The 21,183-nt window shown below is 41.9% G+C and carries 13 protein-coding genes; 4 read left to right on the forward strand and 9 right to left on the reverse strand.

Translation table 11 applies throughout. The features are described 5' to 3' along the window. Nucleotides 1-128: 128 nt before the first annotated feature. Complete coding sequence (locus tag V7K44_RS19230) at nt 129-3,230, reverse strand: phosphoenolpyruvate carboxylase (protein ID WP_334933501.1); 3,102 nt, start codon at nt 3,228-3,230, stop codon at nt 129-131. Nucleotides 3,231-3,314: 84 nt separating this feature from the next. Continuing rightward, nucleotides 3,315-3,569, reverse strand: coding sequence for a hypothetical protein (locus V7K44_RS19235; RefSeq protein WP_289798942.1), 255 nt, complete (start codon nt 3,567-3,569; stop codon nt 3,315-3,317). Between the two features lie 454 nt (nt 3,570-4,023). On the opposite strand from V7K44_RS19235, the gene V7K44_RS19240 reads away from it, so the two are divergent. Further along, nucleotides 4,024-7,038 (forward strand): DUF1574 family protein, encoded by a 3,015-nt coding sequence (locus V7K44_RS19240; RefSeq protein ID WP_334933502.1) that lies wholly within the window; start codon nt 4,024-4,026, stop codon nt 7,036-7,038. A 54-nt stretch (nt 7,039-7,092) separates the two neighbouring features. Next, nucleotides 7,093-8,592, forward strand: a complete 1,500-nt coding sequence (locus V7K44_RS19245) for an MBOAT family O-acyltransferase (RefSeq protein WP_334933503.1) — start codon at nt 7,093-7,095, stop codon at nt 8,590-8,592. A 66-nt stretch (nt 8,593-8,658) separates the two neighbouring features. On the opposite strand, the gene V7K44_RS19250 is transcribed toward V7K44_RS19245, so the two are convergent. After that, complete coding sequence (locus V7K44_RS19250; protein WP_334933504.1) at nt 8,659-9,768, reverse strand: HoxN/HupN/NixA family nickel/cobalt transporter; 1,110 nt, start codon at nt 9,766-9,768, stop codon at nt 8,659-8,661. A 582-nt stretch (nt 9,769-10,350) separates the two neighbouring features. Here V7K44_RS19250 and psbA point away from each other — a divergent pair. Then, nucleotides 10,351-11,433 (forward strand): photosystem II q(b) protein, encoded by a 1,083-nt coding sequence (psbA, locus tag V7K44_RS19255; RefSeq protein ID WP_334933505.1) that lies wholly within the window; start codon nt 10,351-10,353, stop codon nt 11,431-11,433. 61 nt (nt 11,434-11,494) lie between these two features. On the opposite strand, the gene V7K44_RS19260 is transcribed toward psbA, so the two are convergent. The 4 genes from V7K44_RS19260 to V7K44_RS19275 all read right to left on the reverse strand — a co-directional run bounded on the left by V7K44_RS19260 (nt 11,495) and on the right by V7K44_RS19275 (nt 16,955). Beyond that, the gene (locus V7K44_RS19260; RefSeq protein WP_334933506.1) at nt 11,495-12,619 is read right to left on the reverse strand and encodes a PepSY-associated TM helix domain-containing protein; all 1,125 of its coding nucleotides are present in this window, start codon (nt 12,617-12,619) and stop codon (nt 11,495-11,497) included. Nucleotides 12,620-12,728: 109 nt separating this feature from the next. Beyond that, nucleotides 12,729-15,359, reverse strand: coding sequence for a TonB-dependent siderophore receptor (locus V7K44_RS19265; RefSeq protein ID WP_334933507.1), 2,631 nt, complete (start codon nt 15,357-15,359; stop codon nt 12,729-12,731). A gap of 121 nt (nt 15,360-15,480) precedes the next feature. Then, nucleotides 15,481-16,509: a helix-turn-helix transcriptional regulator gene (locus V7K44_RS19270; protein ID WP_334933508.1), complete on the reverse strand. Its 1,029-nt coding sequence runs from the start codon at nt 16,507-16,509 to the stop codon at nt 15,481-15,483. A gap of 110 nt (nt 16,510-16,619) precedes the next feature. Further along, the gene (locus tag V7K44_RS19275; RefSeq protein WP_334933509.1) at nt 16,620-16,955 is read right to left on the reverse strand and encodes a hypothetical protein; all 336 of its coding nucleotides are present in this window, start codon (nt 16,953-16,955) and stop codon (nt 16,620-16,622) included. 759 nt (nt 16,956-17,714) lie between these two features. Here V7K44_RS19275 and V7K44_RS19280 point away from each other — a divergent pair. Beyond that, nucleotides 17,715-18,707, forward strand: coding sequence for a metal ABC transporter solute-binding protein, Zn/Mn family (locus V7K44_RS19280; protein ID WP_334933510.1), 993 nt, complete (start codon nt 17,715-17,717; stop codon nt 18,705-18,707). A gap of 226 nt (nt 18,708-18,933) precedes the next feature. Here V7K44_RS19280 and V7K44_RS19285 read toward each other — a convergent pair whose 3' ends face one another. Both V7K44_RS19285 and V7K44_RS19290 read right to left on the reverse strand, forming a co-directional pair. Next, a complete protein-coding gene (locus tag V7K44_RS19285) occupies nt 18,934-19,431 on the reverse strand; it encodes a DUF427 domain-containing protein (RefSeq protein WP_334933519.1) in 498 nt (165 codons plus the stop codon). Between the two features lie 109 nt (nt 19,432-19,540). After that, a complete protein-coding gene (locus tag V7K44_RS19290; RefSeq protein WP_334933511.1) occupies nt 19,541-21,124 on the reverse strand; it encodes an HlyD family efflux transporter periplasmic adaptor subunit in 1,584 nt (527 codons plus the stop codon). Nucleotides 21,125-21,183 lie beyond the last annotated feature (59 nt).

The following is a 21,183-nucleotide window of genomic DNA, read 5'->3' on the forward strand; positions in this document are numbered from 1 at the left end:
CTTGATTTTGCGTTAGTTTGCGTGGTGCGCGTTCGCGTTGGCAGACTTCTCTGCCAGACGCACTCGCGTTCGTTTGTATAGCCGCAATTTCTAATCGCTAGGGCTAGGTGCTTCTTCCACATTCCCAATCAACCTGTATTTCTCATCCCGGCTGCAATACCATTAATAGTTAACAATGCTCCTCGCAGTAACTCGCCTTTGCTGTAACGAGAATGAATGACTCCAGAAGTAGCAGCAGTATTTTGGGACTGCCGTAGACGCTTGAGTAGTGAAACTTGGATAAATCCCAAGGGGACAATTGTCCCATTACGTAACTGAACAGATCGTTGCAATACCGGATCGCCATCTAACAGTCGATTGTGATCGGTGATTTTTAACACCAAATCCCTTGTCAGATAGAACTCGCTAGCAATTTGGTCAAAAACCTTGCCAAAACGAAGTTGATCTTCTGGTTTTGAGAGTTCTTGGACGTAGTGGTGTGCCATTTGCATATCTACTTTTGCCAAAGTCATCTCGGCTTTAGAAATCACCATCTTGAAGAAGGGCCACTTAACGTAAAAGTAGCGCAGTAATTTCAAGTGTTCTTCTGGTTCTGCGTTCAGGAATTCTTGTAATGCTGTGCCAACGCCATACCACGAAGGAAGTAAAAAGCGAGTTTGCGTCCAGCTAAATACCCAAGGAATAGCTCGCAGACTGCTTAAATCTTTCTTACCAGATGGACGGCGTGCGGGACGGGAACTAATTTGCAGTTGGCTAATTTCTTCAATGGGAGTTACTTCGTGGAAGAAATCAACAAAATCAGGCTGTTCGTAGATTAAAGCACGATAATGTTGACGCGATCGCGCTGCTAATTCTTCCATAATCTCATTCCAAGGTTCAATATCATCAAACCCTGTTCGCAGTAGACTAGCTTGAATCACAGCAGTGGTGATGGTTTCCATGTGGTACAAAGCCAAGTCCACCAAGGAATATTTGGAAGCTAAAACTTCTCCTTGTTCGGTAATCTTGATTCGCCCATTGATACTATGACCTGGTTGAGCCAAAATCGCTTCGTAAGCTGGGCCACCACCTCGTCCCACAGAACCGCCGCGTCCGTGAAAAATCCGCAAACTTATATCATAGTTTTCTGCTATTTGTTGCAGTGATTTTTGAGCTTTATGAATTTCCCAATTGCTGCTTAAAAAACCAGAGTCTTTGTTGCTGTCAGAATACCCCAGCATTACTTCTTGCAAGTTCACAGGGAGAGGGGAGGAAGCAGGGGAGCAGGGGAGCAGGGGAGCAGGGGAGGCAGGGGAGGATGAGTTTTCATCCACAACACTCTCTGTTTTTGTCTGTTCGTAGCCGCCAGCTAATAAAGCACGATATAACGGCAGTTCAAACAGTTTCCGCATAACGCTTCTGGAGCGTTGTAAATCTTCTACTGTCTCAAATAGGGGGACTACTTGAATGGTTCCGACGGCGATGGCGGGGTCAAAAAGTCTGGCTTCTTTGGCTAACAGTAGTACTTCTAGTACGTCACTCACATCGCGGCACATACTGATAATGTAAGTTTGGCAGATGTTGAGACCAAATTCTTGTTGGAGCGATCGCACGACGCGAAAGGTTTCAATTACATCGTTGGTTTTTTCCGAAAATGGCAATTCTGCCGGAATTAATGGCCGACGGGTTTGCAGTTCTCCTGTGAGCCAAGCAACTCTTTGCTCCTCGGATAGTTCGTTGTAAGGTTGAGGTAATATTTGCAGATATTCGAGGATCTCATTGAGTGCGTCGGCGTGGCGGGATGATTCTTGGCGGATATCTAACTGTGTCAAGTTAAAGCCAAAAATTTCTACCTGACAGATGAGATTTTCTAATTCTCGACAACTTAAACCTGTTTCTGTCAAGTTGCGCTGAATCATTCGCAGTTCTGCTAAAAAATCGGCACCCGAACGATATAGGGGGCTATCTTGATTTGTTGGCGTTTCCCGATTGTACAAAGCGAGATTGCGATCGCGAGTATTTTCCAGCCGTTTCAGTACGTAAGCCAGCTTGAGCCGATAAGGTTCTTGTCGATAACGCAGTGCCAGTGCGTCGTAAACTTCACTCAACTGGGACTGATCCAATTCTAGAGATTCCAATAAGTCTGGTAAAACATCACTCCAGTGCATCGACACACTCAACAATTCAATCAGATTTTTCACTGACTGAATATATCTCCCAATCACCATTTTGCGCTGATAGCAAGCTGTTTTCCAGGTGATTTCGGGTGTGACTGATGGGTTTCCATCTCTGTCTGAGCCTACCCAAGAGCCAAAAGAGCAAAAGTTTTTACTCGGTGGTTCAAGCCAAGGAAAGGTATTGGATAGAGTGTGTTTGAAACGTTTATACAGTTGTGGAATGCCATCAAATAAAACTTCTTGGAAGTAGTGCAGGGCATAATCTACTTCATCTAGCACTGTGGGTTTGAACTGGTGAAGTTCGTCTGTACGCCACCACAGGCGAATCTCTTCGAGCAATTGTTCGCGGACATCTACTGCTTCCCAAGGATATGCTCCTGGCGTAGTCCCAGAGTGATTTTCCAAGTTATCCAGTTTTTGCAAAAGTTGTACCACCTGTCGCTGCTTATCTCGGATGGTATGACGAACAATTTCCGTCGGATGCGCTGTAAAAACTAAGCGTACATCCAGATGTGCAATTAAACGTTGAATTTGTTGGGGTGGTACATTCAGTTTGAATAAATAGGGAAACAAGGCAGCAAAAGTACCTTTTGGTTTGACTTGCGCCTTTTCGAGATAATTCTTTTTGAGAAAGGCTGCTGCTATTCCCTTGCTAACAGGCGCGTCATCTTCTCTTTGATTGGAGGAATAGTTAACATTAGACGGTGTTTCCGGCTCTATTTCCTCTGTTTCTGCTTCATAACGGCTCAATTGCTGCCGTTGTTCGTATTCCTGCTCTATGATGTTAATCAGCTGAAAATACAGAGCGAAAGCACGAGCCGCGCGTATTGCTTCGTTGATATTTAGTTGTTCAATTAATTTGACGGCTGAAGATGCTTGGTCATTTGTTGCTTGTCCTTCTGGCGAACATAAATCGCGCAACTGACGCAACAAGTCCACCATATTTTGACCGCATTCTTGCCGGAGAACTGACTCCCACAATTCTTCCACTACCTGGAGACGATGGCGCAAAAATAATTCCGACACCGGGTATATATCAGCAGTTTGAGACGAAGAGTATAAAAGGGAACCCATATTCTCTATTCTTGTAAAGCTAATTACTGTTTACGGTTCTAGGTTTTGCACTTAATGCTCACCGGGTTGTTCCTGAGCAAATAATTATTTGGTGTATATCTTCTCATCTTGATTGATTTCGTGTTCATCTGGGAAGTCTAGATTGGGTAGGCGATCGCCTCGAAATAATTCTTCACTAGCTTCTCCTATTGCTTCTAGTGCTCTTACTGTAGTTTTTCCAGTAATCAGCAGCAGTAATATAGACGCTGTACCTATTTGTAAAAGGAACGATTGAGGAATGGGAAATAAATCCAGATTGGATGCGGGTTTAGGTGAAGACTGTTGGTTGGTAGGAGGCATTGCTAATTTTTGGTTATGGGAAGCATGAGTAAGAAAAAGTTAGGAGTTATGAGTCAGGAGTTAGGAGTTAAGATGACTCCAACGATAAAGGAAGGGAGTTTAATGAGATAAGCTTATTGTTTGTTTCGCCCGTCAGGGGCATTAGAGCAGTGGGACGCAAATCCGGCTTTCAAGGAAAAGTTATCAACCAGTCATATAGAACCTGACTCCTGTCTCCTAACTTTTAACCCCTAACTCCTAACTTCTGATTTCTGACTCCCTATTAGTAAAATAAACGCAAAACTCAACATTAGTCAGACTTGCAACCTATACAAGACTATCTTGTCCGATTTTGTGAGCTACGAAGGTAACAAAATTGTTAAAAAAAAACGTCAGAGTGTGATAGACCTATGGTTCTAGTTTACAAGTGCAGGCACTATCCCCCAACCATCGCTTCCTGTAAAGTTAACTGAGCATGAAAACAGTATTACCAGATCGCCAGCAATCCTTAGTGCAATGGGTGAGCCAAGCAACAGGGATCAACACTTTCGGAGTGAAAGTCCGGTTGCGGGGAAATGACCTTCATATTCTTTGTGAAGGTACAGAATGTCCGCAGCGTTGGCGTACTTTGTCTGATTTGCTGCAAGCACTACAGCAAACAAACTTAGATATCCTCACAAGCAGCGAACAAACTTCAATATATCAAGTATTTGTCTATGGCCGCAGAAAAGGGGAACAGCGCCCCTCATGGTGCCATCGAGTTCACTTGAATCAAATAGATAAGCATCTCGATCAGGTGCAACAAGCGCTGCTAGCAGACTCGGAAAAATCAAAACAACCGGGTGGGGCACTAATTGTCTCTAACGAAAGTTTGGCACGCCAAGGCAATCCAGAAGCGATCGCTCGATATCTGAGCGAAACTCTGAGTACGTTAGGTGTATCAGTACAGGTAAAGATTAAGCTATATAAGCCCAAGAATTCTCAGCCAGAAGAAAATCGCCTGTGGATATTTTGCCAGTCGAGCTATAGCCCTGATGCATCATTGCTGGCGGAACCCATAGCCCAGAAGTTGCGTTATCTGAAGCTTTCTGGTTACCAAGATGCCGTAATTGTTTCTCAGGTGAGCGGCGAAACTGCCCCTGATTGGCTGCTGCGGGTAGATTTGACGCCACCAGAGATGATGCTCAAAGAGTGGGCGCGTTGGGGGGATATCCAAGCGATCGCTCGATTATTAACTGAGGTACTATCAGGATTAAAAGTTGGTGTCCAAGTTTCTTTGAAAGAATCAACGCTACATATTTTTTGTATCCCAGCTTTCGATCCTTTAGGAACTGCCCCGATCCCAGACAAAGCAGTGTGCTTAGAGGCGATTTTACCGCAGCTAGAAGCGATCGCTCCTCAAGGCATTCTCGCCGCCACTATATACGGACAAAAAGCAGGCGACAAGGAACCCACTTGGATTGATTGGCTGGCTTTACCCGCAGCGAACTATCCCGCCTTTGCCATATCACCACTTGATTTGGCAAATACTGGTGATGAATCAGCGATGGTATTTTTACTAGAGCGCTTACTCAATCCCGATCTGGATTGGCGACTATTAACAGGTGGAATTCGCGTACTTATACTGAACAAAAATGGTTTATTGCACATTATGTGTGATGCACCTGTTTGTCCACAGCGACAACAAGTAGCGAGTAAAATTACGCAGTTTATCTGCCAGTTAAAAATTTCCGGTATTATAGGAGTACGTATCTACGGTCGCCGTGCTGGGAATAAAGAACCTTTTTGGCATTATGGCGTCGATCTTGAACATCGCCAACGTTTAGTACCAGAAGCAACCCCAGAATTTGCTGCTACTTCTATATACATCAACGATTTAGTAACATCTGAGACTAGTGAGCCAATTTTGCGCCCAGACTTAACGACAGAAGAAGTTCAAAATTTTGTAACAGAAGTAGCGCGAGATTGGATAGCAACGGCGAGTTCAACTGCGAGAAAATTCCTGTTGAAAAGCCAGCTATTTACCGAAAGCAACGAGTCAGCGGAACCTAACCACAATGTTCAAGGAATTAAAATTGCTCTAGTTTGGGGAACACTGGGATTATTGCTCACCCTCCAAACTGATTGGGTATTGGGTCGAATTATTGCATTTAATACGCCCACGCCAAAAGTAGCTAGTGCCACCCTCCCATCTTCATCTTCCGAGCAAAAGGCATCTTTGACATCTGGGAAAAATCAGACTGAGAAAACGACATTTTTTAGCAGCACTTCCAAGACAAAATCTCCTCCAAATCAGAGTTCTGTATTTAATGCTTCGGAATTTACCCAGAGTGATGATACCCCAAAAAATAATTTAGCAGCCGCACCACTGAAGGAAAAAGCAACCGCAACAGCTATTCTTTTAGCAGCGCGATCGCAGATGCCAAGTTTTAATGTCAGGCAGTTAGACGAGCAACTAGCACTCTATAAACAGCGTTTAGCTAGAACTGGTACTCCCCCAGATGTATTGATTATTGGCTCCTCCCGCGCCCTCAGAGGAGTAGATCCCGCAGCACTTTCTAAAGCTTTAGCAACTCAAGGCTATCCAAATCTTGACGTGTTTAACTTCGGGATCAACGGTGCTACGGCACAAGTTGTAGACTTTGTGATTCGTCACGTCCTAGAACCATCAGAACTACCCAAAATAATCATCTGGGCAGATGGGGCGCGTGCTTTCAACGGTGGACGCGAGGATATTACCTTTAAATCGCTTGCTACATCCGTTGGTTATAAGCAAGCATTCCAAAAAACACCAACAACGGCAAATAGCAATGATTTGCCAGAAAATACAGTAAATTCGGGAGAAGAAAAGACAAACGAAGAAAAACAGGAGATTAGTACTTATGAAGCCGTCAATCAGTCGTTAAATCAGGCTCTAGCATCTGTTTCTACTAGCTATCAAAACCGCGACCAAATTAAAAGTTTACTGCAAAAACAACTGCTCTTATTTGGTAATAATCAGACAGTTAGATCACAAAAACAGTTGACAGACGGTACTTCAGATGAAAGTATTTCCCAGCAAGCCGTTGACTTTGATGGCTTTCTACCCTTGTCTATTCGTTTTAATCCCACGAGATACTATCAAAAACATTCTAGAGTTCCCGGAAATTATGACAACGACTATAAATCCTTCCAAGTAGAAGGACAGCAAGATACTGCTTTTCAAGAAGTGCTTCAGTTTACCCAGTCTCAGAAAATCTCCTTAGTGTTTGTCAATATGCCTCTGACGGCAGATTATTTAGATCCAGTACGTAAACAATATGAGCAACAATTTCAGCAATATATGTTGCGTTTGGCTACTAATCCCAACTTTATTTATCGTGATTTGAGTCAACAGTGGCCAAAAGTAAATGATTTCTTTTCCGATCCTAGCCACCTCAATCGGTTTGGTGCATACGAAGTCTCGAAAAAGCTAGCTAACGATCCGATGATTCCTTGGCCAGTGAAGTAGGAAGTAGGGAGTGCGGAATGGGGAGACAAATGACAAATGACAAATGACTAAAAAATGAACTTTATATCAATTTTTTATGGGCTGTTCTTATTGAGTGTGTTAGGAATTTACTGGTCTTTAGCACAACATAAATTGCGATTGTGGACGCTGCTAATTGCCAGTTTGGTTTTCTATTCATCTTTGCACATCCAATACATACCATTACTATTAGCATTAACGTTTATTAATTTCCGCATAGGGCTGGAAATTGGTAACAACACATCACCAGGAAAACATTCTCTTGACTGGCAAATTTCTAATGAGGAGTGGCAATTTGCTCAAGTTGATTGGAATCGTCGCCGTCTAAAGGTTTTGTGGGCGGGTATAATTTTAAATGTTTTACTGCTATTAGCTTTTAAGTATTTTACCCCTTTATTCAAGTTTGTTTTTCATGTCCAAACAAACTCACCAGATAGCTCTTTTAAGTTAATTGCACCTTTGGGAATTTCATTTTTCACCTTTGAATGTATTGCTTATTTAATAGATGTCTATCGCGGTGCCCCTGCTACTGATAATTTTCTTAAATTTGCTACATACAAATTATTCTTCGCCAAACTGATTTCAGGGCCGATTACGCGCTATCACAACTTAGCAAATCAATTTAATACACTAGAATTACCTAGTACTAATAGAGTTGCTGAAGCGCTGTGGTTGATTGCTAGAGGCGCAGTCAAAAAAGGTATTTTTGCAGACCACTTGGGAATTTTTGTAGATTTATGTTTTGGTAATTTGCAACGGGCCGGTAGTACGGATCTCTGGTTAGCTACATTCGCTTATGGCTTGCAGTTATATCTAGATTTCAACGGTTACGTAGATATTGCCCGTGGTAGTGCTATGCTTTTCGGTTTAGTTCTACCTGAAAATTTCGACTTTCCTTATTTCAGCACCAATATTTCCGAATTTTGGCGGCGCTGGCACATGACTCTGGGAGATTGGCTACGTAACTATGTCTACTTTCCGTTGGGTGGTTCCCGTCGGGGTTTAGTCCGTACCTGCTGGAATTTATTTATTGTGATGCTAATTGCTGGTATTTGGCATGGTGCTGCTTTGGGTTATGTCGTTTGGGGCATACTCCACGGATTAGCTTTGGTGGTTCATCGACTTACAGATAGTATGAGCGATCGCGTTGAAAAACTAGAACAATTCTGGCAAAATCCTCTAGGGATCTTTGTCGCTTGGTTCTTAACTCAACTGATGGTTTTTACCTCTTGGATTTGGTTCCGTCTACCTAATCTTCAAGACTCTTCTTTGGTATTTCGGCATCTTTGGGGTTATCCGGCTGACGCCCAGTTTGCTGAAAAGGTCTATGTGGAAGCCTTAAATATGAACCAATACCAACTTACTTGCGTACTTCTAGCTTTAGCTATCCTTATGGCTGTAGTCTATGCCTTCAACCGAATGCTGAAGTTAGAGTTGAGCTGGCCACTTAAGCTTGTCTTTGTCCCTCTATGTTTCTACGCAGTTTGGTTATTAGCTCCTGAAGGCAGTTTGCCCTACATCTACTTTGATTTTTAAAGTCAACTTGAATTGGCACTTCCGACTCGGATACTGGCTGTAACCTTTGTCTACGACTAATATCGATCATCTCTTTTGATTTGTATCTATTCCCTTATCCCTTGTCTGCTTAGGGGTTGTAGTGGTAGTAACCTCCAATTCATCGTACTTTTTGACTTTGTAGATGAAAGTCGAGAGTAACCAACTTAATACAAAGATGCCAATGATCAAGTAGCCAATTGTGCCAAAATTATCACTTAGTTCACTAATAAAATCCCAAAACCAACCTTTCAGTTCTAACTGATCGCCAATGATGCTCAGAGCTTCAATCCCTCCGATGATTACAGCGACTAATACAGAAACAAAGGTAATGGTCATGTTGTAATAGAGCTTGCGGATTGGTTTGACGTAAGCCCAGCCATAAGCACCAAGCATTAAAATGCCGTCAGTAGTGTCAACTAGAGACATACCTGCTGTGAACAAAGCCGGAAACAATAAGATCGACCAAATCGGCAGACCTTTAGCCGCCTGACTTGCAGAGATCCCAAGCAATCCTACCTCAGTCGCTGTATCGAAGCCTAAACCGAAAAGAAACCCTAAAGGGTACATTTTCCAGCTACTATCTATCAGCCGAAACAAGGGACGGAAGAAGCGACCTAACAGCCCACGTTGGTTCAAAAATTCATCTAAGGACTGATCATCGTAGGTTCCTCCCCGCTTTACGCTTTGGAAGGTTTTATAGACATCCCAGAGAACCACCATATTAATCGCTGCAATTGCCAGTAGGAAAAGTGCAGAAACAGTAGTGCCAATTAACCCACCAACCTTTTGAAAGTTAGGAAAGTCCTTTTGGATGGTCGCGGCGGTCAAAGCGATCGCAATAGAGGCTAAAACAACAATGGTGGAATGACCCAGTGAGAAAAAGAACCCAACAGCAACAGGTCGTTTGTTCTCCTGCATCAATTTACGGGTAACATTGTCAATCGCCGCAATATGATCGGCATCCACAGCATGACGTAGACCAAAGCTATAAGCTAATACGGCAGTGCCAAGCAGAAGAGGGTAGCTGTGGAATGCAATGAGGGCAACTACCCAAACCAAAATATTCACGCTAATCAGAAATGCATAAATATTGATAACTTTACGTCTAACGTTTCTGGAACTATCGTTGAAAACACGCGAAAAACCTGATAACATGCATTTCCTCTTGAAAGACAGATTTATTGTCTGGTGAAAACGAATCGGACTGTATTAGCAGCGAAAAACTGAGCCTAACTATTTCCTTTAGATTCGTAAAGTTTATTTAAGAGACGTAACTTTTTAATAAAACCTATTAGGATAAAAACTGCAATCCTCTAGGGGGGCATTTCAAAATTTCAATTTATCTTGTTACAAATCAGCAAGACTTCAAACTTTTTTTCTACAGGATGATTATAAAGAAGTGTAAAGGTAAGTAACTATTACATACAGCACGCAGACAATTGATCAAGCCCCTTGTTAAAGGTAGACAAACTTCCGCCACAGTCTACTAGGCGATCGCGTCATTGAAAGTGATAGCTAGATTGTATTTAAAATGGCTTAAAAGCCTTAATCCATTACTTTCATGACTATTGTTTATAGTAGAAAAACTTTATAGTTCGATGAGCTTTGTTAAAGTATTTTATTACAGAGTATTAAGTCACAGATCGCGTCAAAGTAAATTCATGTAGACTGTATTTCAACAAGCAAAAATAAACTCAGCTTGTTCCATATTTAACAACCCATTGCACTTATAAAACAATGACCACAACCTTACAACGGCGCTCCGACGCTAACGTATGGGATCGCTTTTGCGAGTGGATCACAAGCACCGACAACCGTATTTACATCGGTTGGTTTGGTGTTCTCATGATCCCAACCCTGCTAGCTGCTACTGCTTGCTTCGTAATCGCCTTCATCGCAGCACCTCCAGTAGACATCGACGGTATCCGCGAACCAGTTGCAGGTTCTTTGATCTACGGAAACAACATCATCTCTGGTGCAGTTGTTCCTTCTTCAAACGCCATCGGTTTGCACTTCTACCCAATCTGGGAAGCTGCTTCCTTAGATGAGTGGTTGTACAACGGCGGCCCTTACCAATTGGTAGTTTTCCACTTCTTGATCGGTTGCGCTTGCTACCTGGGTCGTCAGTGGGAACTTTCTTACCGCTTAGGTATGCGTCCTTGGATTTGCGTAGCTTACAGCGCACCTTTGGCTTCTGCTTGTGCAGTATTCTTGATCTACCCAATCGGTCAAGGTTCTTTCTCTGATGGTATGCCTTTGGGTATCTCTGGAACCTTCAACTTCATGATTGTGTTCCAAGCCGAACATAACATCTTGATGCACCCCTTCCACATGTTAGGTGTGGCTGGTGTATTCGGCGGTTCATTGTTCTCTGCAATGCACGGTTCCTTGGTTACCTCTTCTTTGGTTCGTGAAACCACCGAAACCGAATCTCTTAACTACGGTTACAAGTTCGGACAAGAAGAAGAAACCTATAATATCGTTGCAGCCCACGGCTACTTCGGTCGTTTAATTTTCCAATACGCATCATTCCAAAACAGCCGTCAATTGCACTTCTTGCTCGCAGCTTGGCCTGTCGTCGGTATCTGGTTCACCGCTTTGGGTATCAGCACGATGGCATTCAACCTGAACGGTTTCAACTTTAACCAATCAATCATTGATTCCCAAGGTCGCGTCATCAGCACCTGGGCAGACGTAATCAACCGCGCTAACTTGGGTATGGAAGTAATGCACGAGCGTAACGCTCACAACTTCCCCCTAGACTTAGCTGCTGGTGAAATTACTCCTGTAGCAATGACTGCTCCTGCTATTAACGGTTAATACTGAAGATTAGCTAAATAAAAAGCGCCCTCCAGAAATGGGGGACGCTTTTTAATTGTAATTACTTTAAAACGAAGCGTTTAATAAATCCTGTAGTAGATTTTATTCTATAGCGATGTTTCCACATTACAAAGCTAGTAATGAACAAAATCAATGGTGCAAGTCCGACAAATATATAGAGTATACGGGTTGGTAAGCCACCAAAAGTGCCGTAGTGCAAAGGAGTAAAGGAGTTGAGGACGCGATCGCCCAACGGCATCTTTAAAGCATTATCAACTCGCAAAACCTTACCACTGTACTGGTCGAGATAAACATTACTATCACCGTAATTTGAACTTTCCTGCGGTAACTTCATGCGAATTTGTAGAGCATCTTCTGGTTTACCAGGGAAGTAAATGCTTTTGATAACAGCACCAGGTAAGGCAGCATCGGCAATTTTCAATTGTTCTGTCAGTCCGAAAGCCGATTTACCAGGAATTGGCTTGGATATTCGCTCAGATGGTTTTGAGGTCAATGTCACAGCGTAAATAATTGGTTCAGTCAAATCGTAGAAGTTCCAGCAAAAGCCCGTAAAGCCAGTAAAGAATAAAAAAACCACACTGACAATGCCAGCCACTTTGTGAATATCGAAGTTTACCCGCTTAGGATGAGCATCAAACTTAATTTTGAAGCCGGTAATTAGCTTACGCCAACCGGGCCAGAGAACTAAACCTGTAACGGTGAGGATACACATTAGAAAGGCAGCAATGCCAACAAACATAGTTCCGGTTTCGCCTGCCATCAGGCTAACGTGCAGTTTCAGGAGCATACCTATTAGAGTGTTATCCGATATACGCTCACCGATAATTTTGCCTGTATAAGGGTTAACAAAAACCTCTATCCTTTGCTCGTCAGTTGATGACAACTGCCCCACGTAGGGAGAAGAAGGAGTATCTGGCAAATAAACCCGAAAAAGCTTGAGGTCTCTTCGCGCAGCCTCAATTGTATTCACCACAGACTCTGGGGATAACTGCACCTGTTGGGGAGTAATCTGTCCATACTGTTGAGTAATCATCAAGCGATCAAAATCTTGCTCGAAAACTAACAGGCTACCTGTCAAGCCAACGATAACCAGCACCAGTCCAACAAAAAAACCGATATATTGGTGCAGGTAAAAAACGATATCGCGTATTTTTTTTCGGTTCATAATTCCCACCAGAGCAAGTTAGATTTGTTACCCCCTTTTATCCTGCCCATGCATTGGGGGGAAGAATTACACTGCCGAAGCGCGAGCATCGGCAAGAGTTAGGGTGAAATCAAAACTGCACAGAAACCGTCCCTAAAACAGTTAACGGCGCTCCAGGACGCAGATAGTAGCCCTGAGACTCGTAATAGTTGGTATCGAGAAGATTCTTGAAGTTGAGACCGACTCGCCAATTTTCTTTTTTATAGAAAACAGAGGCATCAGTTCTGACGAAAGAGGGAATGACAACTTCATCGTTTGGGAGATTGGCTTGGTTATCACCTACAAAAAACAGCCCTGCACCAAATCCAAATCCCTTAAGAGAACCACTTAAAAATTCATAGCTTGTCCAAAAGCTAGCAGTATTACTTGGCACACCTACCAATCTGTCACCCACAGGTAAGTCAGTATCCTTGCTGACATACGTATCGTTATGGGCAAAAGAAGCAATCACATTCCAACCCGGCAAAATTTGCCCAGCGATATCCAATTCAATGCCTCGACTTTTCACTTCACCAGCAGCAATTGAGATATCGCTATTACTTGGATCGGTTGTAACTACGTTGGTTTTTGTAATCTCATACGCAGCCAGTGTTGCCGAAAGCTTGCCATCCAAAAACTCAGTTTTAATTCCAGCTTCATATTGGGTTCCACGACTCGGTTCTAACGCTTGCTGACCAGGTATTGCGTTAGTATTGTTGGGTACAAAAGACCGACTGAAGCTCGCATATAAAGAGATTGGCTGGATGGGTTGATAAACTAGACCGACGCGAGGTGAAAAAGCTTCATCGTAAAACTTATCTTTAGAAAGAAGTTCACCATTATTATTCAAATCTACGTTTTGATTTTGGAAGTTGATAAAATCGTATCTTCCACCAACCAGTAACTTCAAATTTGGTAGCAATGTTACTTGGTCTTGCAAGTATATACCCACAGTATTACTATCGTCTTTACCTCTGTTGGCTGTGTCCACGTAACTAGTTGGCAGCGCAGCACCATACACTGGATTAAAAAGATCAATTCCCGGAGCAGGAGTCCGAAGGTAATCACCACCATGAGATAGCCAATTTAATTCCAAACCTACGAGCAACTGATGATTAATAGAACCAGTTTTGAACTTGCTGACTAGTTCATTTTGCAGAGAAAAGGAGTTACTGTAACCATTACCTCCAGCAAGCGTTCGCGATACTGTCCGACCATCCTCTTCAAGCGATCTTGGTCGGACGACTTGAGAATCAGGAGAAGTGGTGAAGTATGCTAAAAAAGCACTGCGAAACTGTAAGTTGTCACTAAAACGATGGTCTAAAGTTATAGTGGCTGCATCAGTGTTAACTTTGAAAGGCTTGCTGCTTGGTTCTCCTAAAAAACGACTGATGGGAACCTGAAAAGATTCACGAACAGGTAGCAGACCATCATAAAATGTTCGGTTGACGGTACTATGCTCATATTCCAAAGTCAAATTTGTATTGTCGCTGATTTTATAGGACAATACTGGTGCTATTGAAAAGATTTCCCCATCAACGAAATCTACAAAACTACCAGAATTTTCATAAGCAACATTCAAGCGAGACAACAACTTTTTATCAGAAGTAAGTGGTTGAGAAATATCTAACGAAGGACGATAGAAATCATAACTGCCGACCGTGAATTCAGCTGTATAAGAGGGAGTGGAAAGCGGTTGTTTGGTGACATAATTGACGATACCACCCGGTTCAAACTGACCATACAAAACCGAAGCCGGACCTTTGAGAACTTCGACTCGTTCAACGTTGATCGGATTGATGTAGTTATCTTCAACTCTAAAACCATTTCTCAGGTTATTGAATGTTGCAAATCCTCGGATGATATAAGCATCTGTAAGAGCACCATAACTACCTTGTAGTGAGACACCACTGGCATTGCGTAAAGCTTCGCTAATCCGGGTGATTTGCTGATCTTTGATGACTTGTTGGGGGATAACTTGAATTGACTGGGGAATGTCACGGGTTGGGGTATCAGTTTTTGTCGCAGTTGTGCTATCTGGTACACTATATCCGTCTTGTTCACCCGTTACTACCAACTCAATCGGTTCATCACTCGCAGCTGATGGTTTTGGCTGTGCTTGATTCTCTGGCTTTTGTTGTTCAGGAGTTGGTTGAGTTTGCGGTTGTTGTTGCGCCAAGGATGCTGCACTAGTCACAGAGAAGATAAGACCCTCATTCGGACTATCAAACAACTCGACTGTTGGTACACTCCCCTCACCAATCACTGTCACTCGGATAGTATTAGCATCAAAGTTAGTAACTGCGATCTCAGTTATACCCGCAATTGGTTTTTCAGAGCGGAATGTGAACGCATCACCCGATGGTAGGCGGAGTTGAGCATTGGGAATATCAGTGATGAAATTGCTACCAGCTGTGTGATTGACTAGTTGCAACTGTTCCCCTTTAGTAGTCTGTAAAATAATCTCCAGACCTTTATCAGTGGGATTTGCTTTAACTGAGGTAACTTGCACAACTTCAGTTAATGATGCTGGCGACTGTACCAGTAACATTTGGGCGCTGGTAATAGCGGGTTTTACCTTACTTAGTTGCTTAAGCCGATTAACCAATGAATCAGGTTTAGGAATATCTTGCGCTTTGGTTGGCTGAACCACCAAAACTGTTAAAAGTATCAACAGCCACTCCAGTCTGCAACTGGAGATTTTAAATATTCGCTTGCTCATTTTCTCCCCACACACCGTAGTATCCCAAATTACACCAATCTTTATTTAGGATTTATTATCAATAGCATAGGGGAATTTGTAGCGAAAAATCCTATCAAGGTATATGCCGAAACGGATTTTTTTAGGTGTTTTTGGCAACAATAAATCTATCTAAGTATTGACTTGGTTGGATGCCAAAGCGCTTTTTAAAAGCCACAGCGAAACGACTAGGACATACGTAACCCACAATCTTAGCTATCTGTTTTATGGTCATTTGTTGACTCATGAGCAGTTTTCTGGCTTTCTCCATCCGGTGAGCATACAAATAGCCAAATACTGTTGTGTTAAAAACCTGGCGGAACCCGATTTTGAGTTTATAATCGTTTAAACCTACTTGTCGCGCCAATTCTAGCAACGAGGGGGGATTGTCAAAATCGCGGATTAAAATTTCTCTGGCATGGTAAATTTGGTTAATATCATCTGTTCGCAAAATGCGCGATCGCATTAGTTCCCGTTCCCCTGCTGTATCGGGTTCCAACTTTAGCGCCATTAATTCTAGGCATTTTGCTTGCAAGTAAATATCTTTAATCAAACCGTGGAAAGGACAACTAACTATTTGATGCAAAATAATTTGCATTTCGGGTGTAGTTTGCCCAATGCGAAAGTAGTTGAGAAAAGATATGTTGTCAGTTTCTAGATACAACTGGAGTGATTTGGGTAGAAGATCTAAGCCACTAACTTCATGTCTGCAAAAAAATTGTTGGGGGTTGATTCCAACTTCTACGTGCAGAATGTGTTGATCTGCGCGTAAATAAACTCCATTACCAGGAATCCCCTCATCGAAATCAAAATATGTTGCCGTACAATTATGTCCAACAGGTATTATTTCTGACTCACCACTATTGGCAATTACAAAACTAAATGCCATGAATGGAAGATTATAGAAGTTTGTCTCAAGAATTAAATCCTCAGCTAAGTCGAATTGTGACACTAGCAAGTTGATACCTGTGGGGAAAGCTATGACGTTTTCGTAACCCCGACTTTGCTGTTTAGGATCGTCCAACACTGCTTGATATCCAGTGTTATGTGAGTTGATTTTTGTAGCTTCAGAGGCTGGAGTAGTATTTTGCTGTTGTCGATAAGCTTCTCTAGCTGAAAGAAACAGGGTCATTTTCGTAGCTTATTGATATTTTATCCTAATTATTATATGGCGATCGCTTAACCAGCCACGAATTTGAGCGTCGTTATACAGGAACCTATCCCACTAATAATTGACATAACTCATTTTGCAACTTTTCTTTTCCCAGATATTAACTCTACCTTCGGAAAATAACGCTGCCAGATTTGCCGCCCTAGCAAAAGTAGACTGATAATTTGCCGCACTTGTTGAATTTGTATTTGTAGCGCTTGATTTCTCTGCCGTAAGTTATAAATATTCTGTTGGCTGAGATAAATATTTTCGGGTGCTTTATTCAGTGCTGCATTGGTACAACTTTCATAGGCGGTTAACCTATCTGCTATATATGCTAGCTGCTGCTTAAGTTGCCACACCCGCCAAGCCACATAGAGTAGTACCAGTGAAATCAGGGTGTTAATTATGACAACTAAAATTACCATTGTTTATCTTGACCAATATTAGCTTTGAGGAATTGTTCTATATACTTGATTTGGCTCTTATTTAATCATGAAGAAATTAAAGGATAAAATTTATGGCACAAAGTACATCTGTATTCTGGCAATAAAAAGTAGTTAGATAATGCTCTAAGCGATATTGAAAGACTTTACTAGGTGAAAATTAGTGTAACAAAGGCTGATGGCTAAAAAATCGCCAATTTGCCAATTTTGTAACAATGATATGTCCACACCTCGCAAAACCACAGCTACAATTGCCTTAGATTCACGACTTGGTTTGCGAAATCAACCCGTATGCTCCATAAGCCCCATCATTACTACCTCCCACTCCTTAATCTGATAATCCTAGTCAATTTGAGAGCTTTGTGGGATGTAAGCACAATGGTATAGACCCTTCAACAGATGGTGAGAGAACTACACTACACTCCTTGGAGACTCCCCAGCATTGCCTTTATTATTGTGCTTCTACCTCTACCAGTTTTCCAGTCTGTCATGTGCAGTTAACTAATATTTTGCCTGTAAAAACCTCACTAGTGGTTCACTAACCAAAAATTGCTGGGTGTGGACTTGGGAAACAGATAAGTGATAGAGGAGAAAGTCTCTTAATTCCTCTTCCCTTAACCTTTACCGAAGGCTTCTCCCTCAGCCATTAACCTCTTCCATGCTGAAGACTTTTCCCTGGTATTTTACTAATACTTTACCAATAATGATTATCTTTTTTTATACATCCAGTAGGAGTTGAGGATGTCAAAAAAATCACCATTGAATAATTTCTTCCCAGCTATTCTTGCTGCCTTGACAATTGGATTTGTTGGGTGTGGAAATCAAGCTGTAAGAACTACATTCACTCAGACTAACACCCAGGTAAATGAGAATCTTCCCCAAGTTGTAGCGACTACAAGCGTACTGTGTGACTTAACCAGGCAGGTTGCTGGAGATACAGTTAACCTCACCTGCTTAATTTCTCCTACCGCCGACCCCCAATTTTATAAACCAAAACCGGAAGATCGTAAAGCCATTGAGCAAGCTAATCTTATTCTTTATAATGGCTACAATTTTGAACCAAATTTGATCAAGTTAATTAAAGCGACTAAAAACCCTACAGCAAAAATAGCTGTTGCTCAACTGGCAGTGCCTAAGCCACAAAAATTTCAGGCAGGTGGTAAAAATATAACAGATCCTCATGTTTGGCACAATACCAAAAATGCTATCAGAATGGTCGAGGTAATTAATAGTAATTTGAGAAAATTACAATCTAGTGATGCAGAGGCTTATAGCAGTAATACTAAAAAAATTACCACTGAACTCACTCAGTTAGATAGCTGGATTAAGTCCAGAATTGCCAGTATTCCTACCAAAGAACGTAAGTTAGTTACAACCTCTGATGCACTGAGTTATTACGCCAAAGCATACCGTATTTCATTGGCAGGAGGATTGCAAAGTATTAATACTAACGAAAAACTGACGGCAGAACGAGTTAGCAATTTGGCTACCAACATTAAACGGGCTAAAGTATCAACGATTTTTTCTGAGGTGGAAATCAATCCTAATTTGATTCAATCTGTAGCAAGAGTTGCTGAAGTAAACATTTCTGACAGAAAGCTATATGCTGAGGGACTTGGTGAACCAGAAAGCGACGCGGACACTTATCAGAAAATGATGATTGCCAATACACGCACAATTGTAGAAGGACTAGGAGGGACGTATTTGATGTTTGAAACGAAAGCTGCTAGGTAGCTAGAACATCAATTCAGTAATTCTAAAAACTCAGTTTATTAGTAGTAAGTTGGATTGAAGAACAAAACCCAACATTTAATCCTTGTTTATGTTGGGTTTCACTGCCGTACCCCTACGGGGAAGCAAGCTACAACCCAACCTACATTGATAGATTTTATTATCCAAAATTTAAAATCGTTAGACTCAACGCTCACGACAAGTCCAAAATCTAAAATCTAAAATTGACTCACCATCCCCAAGTACCAGGAGCGCCTTTAAATGGCCCTACAATATCACTGGTTATCCAACCACCGTAGAAGTTACCTGGTTGTGGTTGCACCTCTTCGCCATTCACGTAGCATTTATCCATTAAATGAGCATAAAAAGCTACATAGTCCTTGATAGATTCAAAGGCTGGTGTGGGTTTGGGGTAGAACCAGGCAGCATTGTGGACTTCTTTATCACCAACTCGGATTGTGTAGTAACCAGCACTTCCCTTCCACTCACAAAAGCTAGATTGCGGAGTCATCTGTAGATATTCCATTTTGATATCCGCTGGGGAAATGTAGTAAGAAGGAGGATGACTAGTTTCTAAAACACGTTTGGGGCTGTGAGTATCTACAATTACTACTCCGTTAAAAATTATTTGGATATGTTTGGTTGTGTCCTCCAAAAGAGGAGGACGGGGATAATCCCAAACTGATTCTTGTCCGGGAGCGGGTTCGATGCGTTGAAAATTAACCATCATCAAGAGTGTGGAGTGCTGAAAGAGAAAAAAGTACTCAGTACTGATGTACTTAGTGAAGTAGCAACTCTCCTTGTAGAGTCACTGCGGTCTTTTAACTCAACCCTCTTTATCGTACCTCTTTAAGAGCGTCAACTTGCTTGGTGAACAACTCCGTGAATAAACTAAGCACAGTCCGTTCTTCGCGCACTTTTATATTGGCACTGATGGACATACCTGATTGCAAGTTAACTTTTTTGCCTTTAATCACGAGGGATTGTTTATCTAATGAGACTTTTGCCGGAAATCTGTAAAACTGATGGGTTTGGTCTGGCGGTAATGCGTCTGACCCTATCCCAGTCACTTCTCCCTTGATATCGCCAAACTCGCTGTAAGGAAAGGAGTCAATTCTGACATCTACTTTCATCCCTTTTCGCACAAACCCAATATCTTTGTTAGTGATGAAAACTTCAGCGATATAGTTTTCCTTGGGGACAATTTGCAACAGTTTTGTCGTGGGAGTTGCGACAAATCCAGGATTTTTTGCTTGCAAATCGAAAACTGTTCCAGCTACAGGTGCGCGGAGTTCTTGATATTTAACGTTTAACTGCGATTGAGATATTTTACTATTGACATCTGCCAAACGCTGCTCATTTTCCAGCACAACTTTCATGAATTGGCTATCGATTGTGGCAATCTGCTGTTTGTTCTCAGCTATCTTATCCAAAATGTTTTTATCAGAAACAGCCACCGTATTGCTTAACTCTTGTTGTCCTTTTTCTATATCAAACTGGAGGCGTTTCAGTTCTTCACCTAGTTGCGCTACTTCTGCTGTGCGGTTTTGTACTTCTTGTTGCTGGTTGAGATACTGAAGTTGAGAAATCCCACCTTCTTCTGCTAATATCTTCAGCTTATTTAAAATCCCCTCTTGAATAGCTAAACTTGATTTACTATCTTCCAGCTTAATTTGATTTTGAATCAGTTGTTTTTTGGTTTTTTCTACTTCTAATCGTGCTGCGGAAGACCGAGAGTCTAATTCCTGTTTGGCAACTCGTAGAAGTTGTTGTTCATCAATTCCTACTCCAGAATCTTGACCGGAATTTTTTAATTGAGTGCGGAATAATTCATTTTCTGCTACTAATCCTGCCCGACTTTTCAACAGAAAAGCAGTTTCTTGTGGCAAATTACCGCGTAAATATAACAGTTCAGATCCATTGGCAGTACTTGCATTCATCAATCGGCGATAAATCTGGTTTTCTTTCATTAATGCAAGGCGAATTTTATTCAAAGAATTTAATTCGGCAACAGAGGCTATGGAATCAAAAGTTAGCAGTAAATCACCTGGCTTTACTTCTTGTCCATCTTTTACATTAACTGTTTTCACCACTCCACTAACAGGAGCTTGAACTTCTTTGACTGTTCCTTGGGGTTTTAATTGCCCGGTTGCTGGGACGACTTGCTCAATTTTTGCAAAATAAGCCCAAGCAATTCCAAAGCAGGCCAGCCCCACTAGTGTAATCATGATTGTACGCGACCAAATTGGAGATTGGCGCAAGACAATAGATTGCTCAAATTCCTGATTGTTTAAGTTAGTTAAAGACTCTTGAGCAGCTTTCTGTTGTTTTGTCAGTACCTGTGAATCGTGCTTCACTCCATTTTTGTGATTGCCGTTTTTGTGATTGCCGTTGAGGTGATTCCCATTAAGTTGAGTCATAACGATTTTGGGTTTTGGATTTTGAATTTTTTGTGGATTGGGCAATGTTTCCCGATGCC

This window comes from Nostoc sp., from assembly GCF_036917235.1.
In the GTDB taxonomy this organism is placed as follows: domain Bacteria; phylum Cyanobacteriota; class Cyanobacteriia; order Cyanobacteriales; family Nostocaceae; genus Nostoc.

Bases quoted from the DNA above. Each gene is read 5' to 3' on its own strand.
- V7K44_RS19230 (WP_334933501.1), bottom strand. From the start codon at position 3,230: ATGGGTTCCCTTTTATACTCTTCGTCTCAAACTGCTGATATATACCCG.
- V7K44_RS19235 (WP_289798942.1), bottom strand. From the start codon at position 3,569: ATGCCTCCTACCAACCAACAGTCTTCACCTAAACCCGCATCCAATCTG.
- V7K44_RS19240 (WP_334933502.1), top strand. From the start codon at position 4,024: ATGAAAACAGTATTACCAGATCGCCAGCAATCCTTAGTGCAATGGGTG.
- V7K44_RS19245 (WP_334933503.1), top strand. From the start codon at position 7,093: ATGAACTTTATATCAATTTTTTATGGGCTGTTCTTATTGAGTGTGTTA.
- V7K44_RS19250 (WP_334933504.1), bottom strand. From the start codon at position 9,768: ATGTTATCAGGTTTTTCGCGTGTTTTCAACGATAGTTCCAGAAACGTT.
- psbA (WP_334933505.1), top strand. From the start codon at position 10,351: ATGACCACAACCTTACAACGGCGCTCCGACGCTAACGTATGGGATCGC.
- V7K44_RS19260 (WP_334933506.1), bottom strand. From the start codon at position 12,619: ATGAACCGAAAAAAAATACGCGATATCGTTTTTTACCTGCACCAATAT.
- V7K44_RS19265 (WP_334933507.1), bottom strand. From the start codon at position 15,359: ATGAGCAAGCGAATATTTAAAATCTCCAGTTGCAGACTGGAGTGGCTG.
- V7K44_RS19270 (WP_334933508.1), bottom strand. From the start codon at position 16,509: ATGACCCTGTTTCTTTCAGCTAGAGAAGCTTATCGACAACAGCAAAAT.
- V7K44_RS19275 (WP_334933509.1), bottom strand. From the start codon at position 16,955: ATGGTAATTTTAGTTGTCATAATTAACACCCTGATTTCACTGGTACTA.
- V7K44_RS19280 (WP_334933510.1), top strand. From the start codon at position 17,715: ATGTCAAAAAAATCACCATTGAATAATTTCTTCCCAGCTATTCTTGCT.
- V7K44_RS19285 (WP_334933519.1), bottom strand. From the start codon at position 19,431: ATGGTTAATTTTCAACGCATCGAACCCGCTCCCGGACAAGAATCAGTT.
- V7K44_RS19290 (WP_334933511.1), bottom strand. From the start codon at position 21,124: ATGACTCAACTTAATGGGAATCACCTCAACGGCAATCACAAAAACGGC.